Origin of the sequence: Streptomyces sp. NPDC059452, assembly GCF_042750035.1 — a bacterium.
Taxonomy (GTDB): Bacteria; Actinomycetota; Actinomycetes; order Streptomycetales; family Streptomycetaceae; genus Streptomyces.
On record NZ_JBHYVE010000013.1, the window covers coordinates 90,909 to 104,212 of the forward strand.

Annotated in this window: 10 protein-coding genes; 2 read left to right on the top strand and 8 right to left on the bottom strand. The window is 71.9% G+C overall.

What is annotated here, in order from left to right:
- Positions 1-120: 120 nt before the first annotated feature.
- A complete protein-coding gene (locus ACFW9Z_RS18885; protein WP_384641847.1) occupies positions 121-1,785 on the top strand; it encodes a sensor histidine kinase in 1,665 nt (554 codons plus the stop codon).
- 38 nt (positions 1,786-1,823) lie between these two features.
- Here ACFW9Z_RS18885 and ACFW9Z_RS18890 read toward each other — a convergent pair whose 3' ends face one another.
- The 5 genes from ACFW9Z_RS18890 to ACFW9Z_RS18910 form a co-directional block, all read right to left on the bottom strand.
- The gene (locus ACFW9Z_RS18890) at positions 1,824-3,533 is read right to left on the bottom strand and encodes a flavin monoamine oxidase family protein (protein WP_384641850.1); all 1,710 of its coding nucleotides are present in this window, start codon (positions 3,531-3,533) and stop codon (positions 1,824-1,826) included.
- A 55-nt stretch (positions 3,534-3,588) separates the two neighbouring features.
- Positions 3,589-4,386, bottom strand: coding sequence for a carbon-nitrogen hydrolase family protein (locus ACFW9Z_RS18895; RefSeq protein ID WP_384641853.1), 798 nt, complete (start codon positions 4,384-4,386; stop codon positions 3,589-3,591).
- 207 nt (positions 4,387-4,593) lie between these two features.
- Positions 4,594-5,052, bottom strand: a complete 459-nt coding sequence (locus ACFW9Z_RS18900) for an Lrp/AsnC family transcriptional regulator (protein WP_015607336.1) — start codon at positions 5,050-5,052, stop codon at positions 4,594-4,596.
- A gap of 152 nt (positions 5,053-5,204) precedes the next feature.
- Positions 5,205-6,662: an aldehyde dehydrogenase family protein gene (locus ACFW9Z_RS18905; RefSeq protein WP_384641857.1), complete on the bottom strand. Its 1,458-nt coding sequence runs from the start codon at positions 6,660-6,662 to the stop codon at positions 5,205-5,207.
- Between the two features lie 190 nt (positions 6,663-6,852).
- On the bottom strand, positions 6,853-8,319 hold the full coding sequence (locus tag ACFW9Z_RS18910) for a GuaB1 family IMP dehydrogenase-related protein (protein WP_384641860.1): 1,467 nt from the start codon (positions 8,317-8,319) through the stop codon (positions 6,853-6,855).
- Positions 8,320-8,637: 318 nt separating this feature from the next.
- Between ACFW9Z_RS18910 and ACFW9Z_RS18915 the strand changes: the two genes are divergently transcribed.
- The gene (locus ACFW9Z_RS18915) at positions 8,638-9,705 is read left to right on the top strand and encodes a terpene cyclase (RefSeq protein WP_384641862.1); all 1,068 of its coding nucleotides are present in this window, start codon (positions 8,638-8,640) and stop codon (positions 9,703-9,705) included.
- A gap of 153 nt (positions 9,706-9,858) precedes the next feature.
- On the opposite strand, the gene ACFW9Z_RS18920 is transcribed toward ACFW9Z_RS18915, so the two are convergent.
- The 3 genes from ACFW9Z_RS18920 to ACFW9Z_RS18930 form a co-directional block, all read right to left on the bottom strand.
- Entirely contained in the window at positions 9,859-10,854 is a 996-nt protein-coding gene (locus ACFW9Z_RS18920; RefSeq protein ID WP_384641865.1) for a sugar-binding transcriptional regulator, read from the bottom strand.
- A gap of 132 nt (positions 10,855-10,986) precedes the next feature.
- Positions 10,987-11,670, bottom strand: a complete 684-nt coding sequence (rpe, locus tag ACFW9Z_RS18925; RefSeq protein WP_384641868.1) for a ribulose-phosphate 3-epimerase — start codon at positions 11,668-11,670, stop codon at positions 10,987-10,989.
- Between the two features lie 148 nt (positions 11,671-11,818).
- Positions 11,819-13,252, bottom strand: a complete 1,434-nt coding sequence (locus tag ACFW9Z_RS18930; RefSeq protein ID WP_384641870.1) for an RsmB/NOP family class I SAM-dependent RNA methyltransferase — start codon at positions 13,250-13,252, stop codon at positions 11,819-11,821.
- Between the last annotated feature and the right edge of the window lie 52 nt (positions 13,253-13,304).

A 13,304-nucleotide genomic window follows, 5' to 3' on the forward strand; every position in this document is an offset into this window, starting at 1 on the left:
GGCGGCGGGCCCCATGCCCATCCCCTCGCCGGGCCGCCCCGTCCGTCCCGCAGAATCGATGCCCTGGGCGGGCCCGGGGACCTCCCGGGGCATCCATCGGAAGGACGGGGCGAAATCACCATGCTGCACGCGCGCATACTCGCGGCCGGGCCCGTGCTCGGCGACGCGGCCCTGTGGCTCGCACTCTCCGCGGCCACCGCCTACGGGTTCCGGGAAACGGCTTCGGCGGTGCCGGTCCGGGACCTGCTCCTCCCGATGGCCGTCCTGGCGGTGGCCGTGCCGCTGTCCCGCCGCCGGCCGGGGGTCGCGGTCGTGCTCGTCAACGGGCTGTGCGCGCTGGGCCTGGCCGACTCCGCGACCCCGGCCAACGCCCAGGTCCTGTCGCTGGCCACGCTGAGCTGTCTGCTGGGCGCCCGGGTCGCCGCCGTACGGCAGCCGCTCATGGTGCTCGCCGGGTGCCTCGCGGCCGATCTCGCCGTGTGCGCGGTGCTGGGAGTGCAGGCCGTCTGGTGGTTCTACGCGCTGACCGTGCTGCCCGCCGCCCTGCTGCTGCCCTGGCTGGCCGGACGGCACTGGCGCGGTCGGCGTGAACTCGTGCGGGAGGGCTGGCGGTTGGCCCGGACCCTGGAGGAACGGCAGCACCTGGTCGCGGAGCGGGCCCGGCTGACCGAGCGCGCGGACATCGCGGCCGACATGCACGACTCCCTCGGCCACGCCCTGAGTCTGGTCGCCCTGCGCGCCGGGGCCCTGGAGCTCTCCCCCGACCTCACGGACCGCGACCGCACCGACCTCGCCGAGCTGCGCGGGACGATCGCGGACGCCGTGGAGCAGCTGCGGGAGACCGTCGCCGTCCTGCACGACCCGTCCGGAACGGAACCGGGGGCGGGCCTGCCGGTCGAGGGCACCGTCGAGGACCTCCTCGTACGGGCGGAAGCCTCCGGGGTCCCGGTGCGCTGGGAGAGGTGCGGGGCGGTGCCCGCCCTGTCCCCTCTGGTCGAGCACGGCATCTACCGTGTGGTGCAGGAGGCCCTCACCAACGCCGTGAAGCACGCGCCGGGCGGTGCGATCCGGGTGCGGATCACGCATGAGGCCGACCGGACCCGCGTGAGCGCCGTGAACGCCGCCGCACCGGCCGGCGGGCCCGCGCACCCGGCGGAGGACCCGGTCGCGGGGGTCGGCCGCCGGGGGCTGACGGGGCTGCGTGAGCGGGTGACGGTGCTCGGCGGCTCCTTGCGGACCGGGCCGTACGAAGGCGGATTCCGCGTCACTGCCGTCCTCCCGCACCGGGCGACGGGCCGCACCGGGGCCTCGGCGCCCGGAACACCGGCCGGGCCCCGGGAGCGGCACGCCGGTTCCGCGTCACCATCCGCACAGGCACTCCGCCCGGGCGCCACCGCACCGGAGTCCGCCCGGCGGCTCGACCGCGTACGGAGCGCCGCCCGCCGCCGTTCCGCCGCCGCCTTCGTGGCGCCCGTCGTGGCGGCCGCCTTCTTCGTACCCGCCGCCGTCCACCTGGCCTGGCAGCTGACGACGAGCGTGCTGACGCCGTCCCGGTTCGAGGAGCTGACGGTCGGCCGGCCGCACGCGGAACTCACGCCTCGGCTGCCGGCCCGCGCCTTCCCCTACCCGCCCGACCACGCCCGTTCCGCACCCCGGCCACCGGGTGCCACGTGCGACTTCTACCGGTCCGGCCGCGATGTGCTGGCCGAGGTCGACCTCTACCGGCTCTGCTGGTCCGGCGGGAGGCTGGTGGCGAAGGACACCGTGCCGGCCGCCCGGCCCTGACCGACACCGAGCCCCGTCGGGCCCGGGGCGCCTCCGGTTCAGTCCTCCGGAAGCTCCACCGGGGCGATCTCGTCGAAGAGGTCGCCGGGCCCGGGGTTGGTCGGGTCGGTCGTCCCGCCGAACTGGTGCATGACGCCCCACACCGCGTTGAGCGCGGTCTGTACGGCGCCCTCCGCCCAGCCGGCCGTCCAGGAGATGTCGTCGCCCGCGAGGAACAGGCCCCGCTTGTCGGCGGGGAGCCGGTCCTGCATGAAGTGGGTGAACAGCCGCCGCTGGTAGCGGTAGTGGCCGGGCAGGTTGGCCTTGAACGCGCCCATGAACCAGGGCTCGTTCTCCCAGGAGACGGTGACCGGGTTGCCGATGATGTGGCTGCGGATGTCGACGTTCGGGTAGATCTCCCCCAGCGACTTGAGCATGACCTCCATGCGCTCCTTCGGGGAGAGCGGCAGCCACTTCAGGCTGTCGTCGCACCACGTGTAGGAGAGGCAGATGACGGCGGGCTTGTCCGGGCCGTCGTCCAGGAGGTACGTGCCCCGGGTCATCCGGTCGGTGAGCGTCATCGACATGGTGTCGCGGCCGGTGGCGTTGCCCTGGCCGTCGACGGCCTTGTCCAGCCAGAACGGGCGGTCGACCGGGACGAACAGCTTGGACGACTCCATGTAGTGGGTGCGCTCCATCGCCGTCCAGTGGTCGATCGGGAAGAGCGCGTCATCGCAGTCGATCTTGGAGAGCAGCAGCCAGGACTGGCCGGTGAAGACGGCGGCCCGGAAGGTGCGGATGTCGCCGGTGGCGTCGGTGACCGTGATGCGGTTGCCCGCGGTACGGGTCAGCCGGGTCACGGCGCCGCGCGGCTCGCCGCCGTGCAGGGAGGCCAGCGAGGTGCCCTGCGGCCAGTGGACGATCTTCTGCGGCTCGCGGTCCCACAGCCGCAGCGGGAGCTGCTGGCTGCCGCCGACGATGCCGCGGTGGTGGTCGTCGGCCTCGGTGTAGACGACCCGCAGGATCTCCAGGATGGAGTTGGGGAAGTCGGTGTCCCAGCCCCCGGTGCCGAAGCCGACCTGGCCGAAGATCTCGCGGTGGCGGAAGGACTTGAAGGCCTCGGACTCGCAGAGGAAGCCGTAGAAGGTCTGGTTGTCGAGCCGCTCGACGAGCTGCGACCAGATCTCGCGGATGCGCGGGACGTCGCGCTCGCGCAGCGCCCGGTTCATGTCGGAGAAGTCGGCGCCCTCCTCCAGACAGGCGTTCCAGGCGTTCGCCACATCGCGGTAGACCTGCGGCAGGTCGTCGATGGTCTCGGCGTAGTGCGACTCGCCCTTGAGGTCCACGACGGTGGAGGGCGTGGCCGGGGAGAGCGGGTTGGGGAAGGCCCGGGTCTCCAGGCCGACCAGGTCGATGTAGTGCTGGAGCGCCGTGGAGGACGGCGGGAAGCGCATCGCGCCCATCTCGGCGGTGAGCGAGGGGTCGCAGCCGTCGAAGCCGACGGTCCGCAGCCGCCCGCCGATCTGGTCGGCCTCGTAGACGACGGGCTTGAGGCCCATCTTCATCAGCTCGTACGCGGCGATGATGCCGGAGAGCCCGCCGCCGATGACGGCGACCTCCTGGCCGTGCTCGGTCGCCGGTATCTGGCCGAGCCCGGCCGGGTGGGCCAGGAAGTCGTCGTACGCGTACGGGAAGTCCGGCCCGAACATGGTGATCGGCGGGGCGGCTGCGTCGGTGTGCTGGACAGCGTTGGGCACCGTGGACGTCATGGGGTACGGACTCCTTGCGCGATGACTGAAGAGGGAAGTTGTGGGGGGGGAGGGCTCAGCCGAGGGAGCCGTACAGACCGGGGCGGCGGTCGTGCAGGTAGGGGTTGGCGGTGCGGGAGGCGGCCAGGAACTCCGGGTCCACCTCACCGACGACGAGTTCCTCGCCGCGTCCGGCGCGGGTACGGACGGTGCCGTCGGGCCCGGCCAGGCAGCTGAGCCCGACGAACTCGAACTCCCCTTCCGGGCCGGTCCGGTTGACGTACGCCACGTACATCTGGCTCTCGAAGGCCCGTACGGGGACGACGGATTCGGCGACGAACTGGAACGGGTGCATCTGCGCGGTGGGCACCAGCAGCAGGTCGGTGCCGGCGAGGGCGTGCGCCCGTACGTTCTCGGGGAACTCGACGTCGTAGCAGATCAGCAGGCCGATGCGGACGCCGTCCAGGTCGGCCTGGACGACGGTCTGCTCACCGGGGGTGAACCACTCCTGCTCGAAGCAGCCGAAGAGGTGGGTCTTGCGGTAGTTCGCCAGCGACGCGCCGTCGGGGCCGATGAGCTGGGAGGCGTTGAAGATCCGCTCGCCGTCGCGCTCCGGGTAGCCGTACAGGACGGCGAGGCCGTGGCGTACGGCGATCTCGGCGACGGCCTGGGCGCCCGGGCCGTCGACGGGCTCGGCCAGCTCGGGGACGGCGTCGCCGATGGCGTACCCGGTCAGGAACAGCTCGGGGCTCACCAGCAGCCGTGCGCCCGCCGCCGCGGCGCGCGCGGCGGCCTCGTCCAGCGTCTTCAGGTTCTCGGCGACGGCACCGGGCCGTCCGGAGCTCTGGAGCAGGGCGGTGCGCAACGGCGGCATGGCTGACCTCGGGCGGGTGCGAGCGGGGTGGGGAGACGTATCGAAGGTACGTGTCGCCTCTCCCCCCGGACAAGGCGCGAGTGTTGCGCACCGACCGTCGATTCGTTGCGCGCGAAGGACGCCGGGCGGCGAAATGTTGCGTCGGGCATCGCCGCAGGTCAGCGGGGTGATGTGCGCCACTGCCCGGGAGGCCGTCCGGGGCCGGGGTCAGGCCGGCGGGGCCTCCGCCGAGTAGCGGCGCAGCAGGGGTGAGAGCACCAGGACGGACTTGGTGCGCTCGACGTAGGGCTCCCCCGCGATCCGCTCCAGCACCTGCTCGAAGTGGCGCATGTCGGCGGCGAAGACCTGGACCACCGCGTCCGCGTCGCCGGTGACGGTGGAGGCCGCGGCGATCTCCGGGTAGCGGGCGAGGCCCTGCTTGATCGCTTCCGGGGAGGTGTTGCGGCTGCAGTAGATCTCGATGAACCCCTCGGTCTCCCAGCCGAGCGCGGCCGGGTCGACGCGGACGGTGAAGCCGGTGATCGCGCCCTCGGCGCGGAGCCGGTCCACGCGGCGTTTCACGGCGGGGGCGGAGAGGCCGACGATCGCGCCGATGTCGGCGTAGGAGCGCCGGGCGTCTTCGGCGAGGGCGTGGACGATGCGTTCGTCGAGGTCGTTCAGGCGCACGTCGGGCGGTTCACTTCTCTGCGGTGGGGCCGGCTGCGGGAGGCGGACGGATGCCGCCCCCCGCAGTAGACCATGAGCGGCCCGCGGGGGCGCGCTCGGCGCAGGGTGACCGGTCAGGACCGGTCGCAGAGTCAGAAGGCGCTCGGAAGGTCTCAGAACGGGAACTGCGAGCGGCCGTGCTGGATGGAGATCCACTTCTGCGTGGTGAACGCCTCCACCATCGACTCACCGTTCAGGCGGCCGAGGCCCGAGCTCTTCTCGCCGCCGAAGGGCACGATCGGCTCGTCGTGGACGGTGCCGTCATTGATGTGGATCATGCCGGTGTGAATGCGCTGACCGACCCGCACACCGCGCTCGACGTTCCCGGTGTGGACGGCGCCGCTGAGCCCGTACGGGGTGTCGTTGGCGATGCGGACGGCCTCGTCCTCGCCGTCGAAGGGGACGAGCAGGGCGACGGGGCCGAAGATCTCCTGCTGGAGGACGGGCGAGTCGGGGGCGAGGCCGGTCAGTACGGAGGGGCTGACCAGGTTGCCGTCGGCGCGGCCGTGGAGGAGGGCGGTGGCGCCCGCCTCGACGGTCTGGTCGACGATCCGGGAGACGGACTCGGCCTGCGAGGAGTTGATCAGCGGGCCGATCTGGGTGGCCGGGTCGGCCGGGTCCCCGACGGTGAGGGAGGCGACCTTGGCGACGAACTTCTCGGTGAACTCCGCCTCGACCGACCGGTCGACCAGGATGCGGTTGGCGGCCATGCAGACCTGGCCCTGGTGGACGTAGCGGCTGAAGACCGCGGCGTCGACCGCGTAGTCCACATCGGCGTCGTCGAGCACGATCAGGGCGCTGTTGCCGCCGAGTTCGAGGACCACGCGCTTGAGGTTGGCGGCGCAGACGGTCGCGACGTGCCGGCCGACCTTGTCCGAGCCGGTGAAGGAGATGACCTGCGGTACGGGGTGCTCCAGCAGGGTGTCGCCGATCTCCGCGATGTCGGTGACCACGACGTTGAGCAGCCCGGCGGGCAGTCCGGCGTCCTCGAAGATCCTGGCGAGCAGGGTGCCGCCGCAGATCGGGGTGTTCTGGTGCGGCTTGAGGACGACGGCGTTGCCGAGGGCGAGGGCGGGGGCGACGGACTTCAGGGAGAGCAGGAAGGGGAAGTTGAACGGGCTGATGACCCCGACGACCCCGACGGGCACCCGGTAGACCCGGTTCTCCTTGCCCTCGGTCGGCGAAGGGAGGATCTGGCCGACGGGGCGCAGGGCGAGCTGGATCGCCTCGCGCAGGAACTCCTTGGCCAGGTGCAGTTCGAAGCCGGCCTTGAGCCGGGTGCCGCCCAGCTCGGCGACGATCGCCTCACTGATCTCCGCCTCGCGCTCCTCGACGATGCGCAGCGCCTTCTCCAGGACCGTGCGCCGGGCGTACGGGTTGGTGTCGCCCCACGCCTGCTGGGCCTGCTCGGCGGCGCGGTAGGCCTGGTCGACCTCCTCGGCGGTGGCGACCGGGATCGAGGCGAGCTTCTCCCCGTTGAAGGGGTTGAAGTCGATGATGTCCCAGGACCCCTTCCCCGGCCGCCACTCGCCGTCGATGTACTGATGGGCCAGGTCAGTGAAGAAGGACATGAGATCCCTTACCGCAGAGAGGCAGGCAGCTGATTGCGCTTCATATTACTTATATCTCAACAGAGTTGAAGCAGGGTCCCGGCCACCTCCGAAGGGCCCGTACACGACCCGGCCACGGGCCCGGAAAACGCCTCCGCCCCTCCTGGTGCGAAGCACCGGAAGGGGCGGAGGCGTCGGCGGACCCGGAGGATCAACTCCAGCTGGCGTGGAGCGGCTTGCCCTCGGCGTAACCGGCGGCGCTCTGGACGCCGACGACCGCCTTCTCGGCGAACTCCTCCAGGGAGGCCGCACCCGCGTAGGTGCAGGAGGAGCGGACGCCCGCGATGATCGAGTCGATCAGGTCCTCGACGCCCGGACGGGTCGGGTCGAGGAACATCCGCGAGGTGGAGATGCCCTCCTCGAAGAGCGCCTTGCGGGCCCGGTCGTACGCGGACTCGTCCGACGTGCGGTTCTTCACGGCGCGCGCCGAGGCCATCCCGAAGGACTCCTTGTAGAAGCGGCCGTCGGCGGACTGCTGGAGGTCGCCGGGCGACTCGTACGTACCCGCGAACCAGGAGCCGATCATCACGTTGGACGCGCCCGCGGCGAGCGCCATGGCGACATCGCGCGGGTGGCGGACGCCGCCGTCCGCCCAGACGTGCTTGCCGTGCTTCTTCGCCTCGGCGGCGCACTCCAGGACGGCGGAGAACTGCGGCCGGCCGACGCCGGTCATCATCCGGGTGGTGCACATGGCGCCGGGGCCGACGCCGACCTTGATGATGTCGGCGCCCGCCTCGATCAGGTCGCGTACGCCCTCGGCGGCGACGATGTTGCCCGCGACGATCGGGACCCGCGGGTCCAGCGCCCGTACGGCCTTCACCGCGGCGATCATGGATTCCTGGTGGCCGTGGGCGGTGTCCACGACGAGCGTGTCGACGCCCGCGTCCAGGAGCTGCTTGGCCTTGCCCGCGACGTCGCCGTTGATGCCGACGGCGGCGGCGATGCGCAGCCGCCCCTGGGCGTCGGTGGCCGGGGTGTAGAGGGTGGCGCGCAGGGCGGCCTTGCGGGTGAGGATGCCGACGAGCCGGCCGTCCTTGTCCACGGCGGGGGCGAGCTTGCGGTTGGCGCCGTCGAGCTTGTTGAACGCGTCGCGCGGGTCGATGTCCGCGTCCAGGACGACCAGGTCCTTGGACATGACCTCGGAGAGCTGGGTGAAGCGGTCGACGCCCGTCAGGTCGTGGTCGGTGACGACACCGACGGGGCGGCGGTCCTCGTCCACGACGACGCCCGCGCCGTGCGCCCGCTTGGGCAGCAGGGAGAGCGCGTCGGCGACGGTCTGGCTGGGGGCCAGCTCGATCGGGGTGTCCAGGACAAGGTGGCGCGTCTTGACCCAGGTGATGACGTCGGTGACGACCTCGATCGGGATGTCCTGGGGGATGACGACGAGCCCGCCGCGGCGGGCAACGGTTTCGGCCATCCGGCGGCCCGCGATGGCGGTCATGTTGGCGACCACGAGCGGGATGGTGGTACCGGTCCCGTCCGGCGAGGAGAGGTCCACGGCCTGGCGGGAGCCGACGGCGGAACGGCCCGGAACCATGAAGACGTCGTCGTACGTGAGGTCGTACGGAACCACGGAGGAGTCTGTGTAGCGACCGGTGCCCGGCTCAAGAAAGCGCATAAATCTCATTTTTTCATACGAAACGGCGCAGGTCGTTTCCACGAAGACACAGCAAAAGACCCCCGCGTTCGTCTGTTCCTCCAAAAGATCCTTGGAGGCCTCCAGGGAGGCGGTCGGGGGGTCCCGGGCAAGTGGAACCTGCCTTACCCACGGACTCTACCCGAACAGGATTCGATTCATTCGTGATCACCATCCCTGGACCCGGTGACAAGGGGTCAGGTAGCTTCAAAGCCGCAGGTCTCGGGGGTGTCCGAGGTGCCGCCCGGCACGTCGGCAGCCTCGGCACACCGTTTGACCGGAGAGGATCCAGATCCGCCTGTGGACAGCGAACTGCCGGACATCTACTGCCCGTTCCCCCAGCGGACGAACCCGCACGTCGGGCACACACGCGGTCACCTGGCCAGCTGGATCAGACAGACGGGTCTGGTGCACCGCGAGTCCGCGATGCACCGCTTCGAACAAGCCGATTTCGGCGCCTTCGTCGGCATGGTCTACCCGACCGCCGACCCGGAACACCTCGATCTGGTGGCCGACTGGTTCGTCTGGCTCTTCCTCGTCGACGACCAGCTCGACGACGGCCATCTCGGCCGCTCCCCCGAGCTGGTGCGCGCCGTGGTCGAACGGATGCGCGCCGTCGTGGACGGCACCGCCCCCGCGCCCCTGCCGGACGAGGAGCTGCCCGCGGCCGTCATCGCCCTGATGGACCTGTGGGAACGTACGACACCGAACGCGGCCCCCCACTGGCGAACCCGGTTCGCCTGGCATCTGGTCACCTACCTCACGACGGCCACCACCTGGGAGGCGGGCAACCGCGCGGACGACGTGGTGCCGTCCGAGGAGACGTACATCGCCAAGCGGCGGCACACCGGGGCCATCCACGTCTGCATGGACCTCATAGAGATCGTCACCGGCATCGAGGCTCCGGAGTCGCTCCACAACGACCCCCGGTTCATCACCGCCCTGGAAGCCGCCTGCAACCACGTGTGCTGGGCCAACGACGTGTACTCCTTCGAGAAGGAGCAGGTGCTCGGCGAGATCCACAACCTCGTCCACCTGGTCCGCCACCACCGGGGCTTCGGCGAGCAGCAGGCGCTTGACTACGTCGCTGAGCGGCTGGCCCTGGAGACGGAGCGGTTCCTGACCGCCGAGGACGAGCTGCTGGAGCTCTATCCGGAGCTGACCGGGCTGCTGGTGCCCTACCTCGAAGGGATGCGCAGCTGGATGCGCGGGAACCTGGACTGGTCGCGCCAGACGCCGCGCTACAACCCGGCGGACGTGGGCCAGTACGAGGAGCCCCAGGAGTATCTGGAGGAGACCGTGCTGGGCATAGCGCCCACCCACGCGGAGGCGACGCCGTGCGTGGTGGAGGCCCCGCGTCAGGGCTGAGAACCCGGGACCGTACGGGGCTGAGAAGCCGGAACCGTACGGGGCTGAGAAGCCGGGACCGTACGGAAAGGAGGCCGGGCACCCGCGGTGGGTGCCCGGCCTCCTCGCGTCAGCAGTACCGGCCCGGGGTCACTCCCCTGTACCGGCCCGGGGTCACTCCCCGTCCGGGTCCGCCCGCTCCAGCGCCGGGCGGACCCCGGCCGCCGACTCGGTGAGCAGGTAGTCGGCGGCAGCGGTGTCCGTCACCAGGCTGGTGACGAGACCCGACCGCAGTACGGCCCCGATCGCCGCCGCCTTGCGCAGCCCGCCCGCGATCGCCACCACCTCGGGGATCCGGCGCAGCCGGTCCGCCTCCACGGTGATGCAGCGCTCGCCCAGGTCGCGGCCGACCCTTCGGCCGTCGGAGTCGAAGAGGTGCGCGGACATCTCGGCGGCGACCCCGAGGGAGGCGTAGTGCGCGCGCTCCGCGTCGGAGAGCATGTCGTGGACCGTGGAGATGCCCGGCTCCCAGGAGCCGATCGACACCGCGGCGACCGTCACCTTGTCGAAGTACTCGAAGGCGCGGGCGATACCCGTCTGCTCGCGCAGCGCGGCGGCCGTCGCCGGGTCGGGCAGCAGCATCGGGGCGTAGATGGGGTGGGCCTCGCCGCCGGAGACCTGGGCGGCCCGGCGGACCGCCTCGACGGAGCCGCGCTCGGCGGTGCCCGCGTCGTAGACCCCGGTCAGCTGGACGACCGTACAGGGCGGCAGCCGGTCGAGCGCCGCCGCCATGTGGATCGTGGAGCGGCCCCAGGCCAGCCCGAGCACATCGCCCTCGGCCACCAGCTCGCCCAGGAGGTCGGCGGCGACCTCGCCCAGGTTCTCCGGGTCGGGGGCGTCCTCCTGCGCCTCGGCCGGGGACTCGACGACGACCGCGTGGCGCAGCCCGTAGCGGGCCCGGAGCGCGTCGGAGCGTTCGGCGTCCAGCTCGGCCGGCACCCGGATCTCGATCCGTACGAGATCACGCTCCAGGGCCGTCTCCAGGACCCGGGCCACCTTGAAGCGGCTGACGCCGAACTCCTCGGCGATCTGGATCTTGGACTTGCCCTCCAGGTAGAACCGGCGGGCCATGGCCGCCGCCTGCACCAGCTCCGCGGGTCCCATCCGCATGGCTGACCGACCCGCCGAGATGCCAGACACCGCGATCTCCTCACTGCTGTTCACACGCCCGATACGCCTTCATCCTGTCAGATCCGGCGATCCTTGATCAGCCCCGTCGGGCCGCGTTCATCTGCCCTTCGCTCAGTGGCCGCACGCCCAGGGCGCGGCGGCCGTGACCGCCTCCGCCTGCGCCCGCAGACCCCGCACCGCCGCCGCCGGGTCCTCGGCCCCGTACACCGCCGATCCCGCGACGAAGACGTCGGCGCCCGCCTCGGCGCACCGCTCGATCGTGGTGGCCGAGACCCCGCCGTCGACCTGGAGCCAGAGTTCGAGGCCGTGCTTGCTGATCAGCTCACGGGTGCGGCGGATCTTCGGCAGCATGATGTCCAGGAAGGCCTGGCCGCCGAAGCCCGGCTCGACCGTCATGATCAGCAGCATGTCGAGCTCGGGGAGCAGGTCCTCGTACGGCTCGATGGGCGTCGCGGGCTTGAGCGCCATCGACGCCCGCGCCCCCTTCGCCCGGATCTCCCGCGCGAGGCGCACCGGCGCCGCCGCGGCCTCCACGTGGAAGGTCACGGAGCCGGCGCCCGCCTCGACGTACTGCGGGGCCCAGCGGTCCGCGTCCTCGATCATGAGGTGGCAGTCCAGCGGGGTGTCCGTGGCCTTGCCCAGCGCCTCGACGATCGGCACGCCGAGGGTCAGGTTGGGCACGAAGTGGTTGTCCATCACGTCGACGTGGAGCCAGTCCGCGCCTTCGACGGCCTTCGCCTCCTCGGCGAGACGTGCGAAATCGGCGGACAGGATGCTGGGGTTGATCTGCGCCATGACCCAAGCCTGCCACGTTCCGCGCCGGTTCCCCGCCTCGGCGGTCGCCAAAGCCTCACCGGGCCATCACAGTTCGCACATTCCGCCCATTTTGCCTGCGCTTTACTGTTCTTTTGCGGTACGGGAAGGCTTTCGGCCGAAGCGATTTTCAGCCGGTCCGGCGCAGCAGGGCCAGATACATGGCGTCGGTCCCGTGCAGATGCGGCCACAGCTGGACATCGGGACCGTCGCCCAGCGCGGGCACCCCCGGCATCAGCGGACGGGCGTCGACCCACTCGGCCTCCACCGGCTCGCCGCCGCGCCCCTTCAGTACGTCCTCGACGACCACCCGGGTCTCCGCGAGGTGCGGCGAGCAGGTCGCGTAGCCGACGATCCCCCCGACCCGTACGGCCTTCAACGCCTCGCGCAGCAGCCCGCGTTGGAGCGGGGCGAAGCTCTCCAGGTCCTCGGCGCGACGCCGCCACCGGGCCTCCGGGCGGCGGCGCAGCGCGCCCAGGCCGGAGCACGGCACGTCCATCAGGATGCGGTCGAAGGTGCCGGGCCGCCACGGCGGGCGGGTGCCGTCGGCGGTGACCACCTGGTACGGGCCGGGGTTGCCGGCGAGCGCCCGCTCAACCAGCCGGGAGCGGTGCGGCTGCTTCTCGGCGGCGAGCAGGGTGGCACCGCGCTCGGCGGCGAGCGCGGCCAGCAGGGCGGCCTTGCCGCCGGGGCCCGCGCAGCCGTCCAGCCAGCGGCTGTCCCGGCCCTCCACGGGGGCGGCGGCGAGCGCGGCGGCCACCAGCTGGCTGCCCTCGTCCTGGACGCCCGCCCGGCCCTCCTGGACCGCCGTCAGCGCGCCGGGTTCGCCGCCCTCGGCCATCCGTACGGCATACGGCGACCAGCGCCCCGGCAGCGCGTTCTCGTCGCCGAGCGCCTCGACCAGCTCCTCGGTGGTGGAGCGGCCGGGGCGGGCCACCAGCGTCACCTCGGGCCGCTCGTTGTCGGCCTCCAGCAGGTCCTCGATCCCGGCCCGGCCCCCGCCCAGCGCGTCCCAGAGCGCCGAGACGATCCAGCGCGGGTGCGAGTGGACGACCGCGAGGTGGTCCTCGGCGTCCTCCTCGTACGAGGGCGCGACCTTCTCCACCCAGCCGTCCAGGTCGTGCGCGGTGACCTTGCGCAGCACCGCGTTGACGAACTTCGCGCGCCCCTCGCCCAGCACTACCCGGGCCAGCTCCACACTCGCGGAGACGGCCGCGTGGGTGGGGATGCGGGTGCCCAGCAGCTGGTGGACGCCCATGTTCAGAACGTCGAGGACCGGCGGGTCGACCTCGCGGAGCGGCCGGTCGATGCAGGCCGCCACGATCGCGTCGTACGTGCCCTGTCGGCGCAGCGTCCCGTAGACCAGCTCGGTCGCCAGCGCCGCGTCCCGGCCGTCGAAGTCGCCCTTGGCGCGGGCCTTCTTCAGCAGCGGGGGCAGGACGAGGTTGGCGTACGCGTCCCGCTCGTCGACGGCCCGCAGCGCCTCGAAGGCGAGGAAGCGTACGGGGTCCTTCTGGGGGCGGCGGTGGGGCTTGGCGGGACGGCGACGCGGCTGGTCGTTCACGTGAAAGGTGCTCCGCAGATGGTGAGGGGGGCGAACCCTCCCAGCGTACGTC

What these genes read in the sequence shown, in the direction of transcription:
- ACFW9Z_RS18885 (WP_384641847.1), top strand. Translation starts at nt 121, where the DNA reads ATGCTGCACGCGCGCATACTCGCGGCCGGGCCCGTGCTCGGCGACGCG.
- ACFW9Z_RS18910 (WP_384641860.1), bottom strand. Translation starts at nt 8,319, where the DNA reads ATGCGCTTTCTTGAGCCGGGCACCGGTCGCTACACAGACTCCTCCGTG.
- ACFW9Z_RS18920 (WP_384641865.1), bottom strand. Translation starts at nt 10,854, where the DNA reads ATGCGGATGGGACCCGCGGAGCTGGTGCAGGCGGCGGCCATGGCCCGC.
- ACFW9Z_RS18890 (WP_384641850.1), bottom strand. Translation starts at nt 3,533, where the DNA reads ATGACGTCCACGGTGCCCAACGCTGTCCAGCACACCGACGCAGCCGCC.
- ACFW9Z_RS18895 (WP_384641853.1), bottom strand. Translation starts at nt 4,386, where the DNA reads ATGCCGCCGTTGCGCACCGCCCTGCTCCAGAGCTCCGGACGGCCCGGT.
- ACFW9Z_RS18905 (WP_384641857.1), bottom strand. Translation starts at nt 6,662, where the DNA reads ATGTCCTTCTTCACTGACCTGGCCCATCAGTACATCGACGGCGAGTGG.
- rpe (WP_384641868.1), bottom strand. Translation starts at nt 11,670, where the DNA reads ATGGCGCAGATCAACCCCAGCATCCTGTCCGCCGATTTCGCACGTCTC.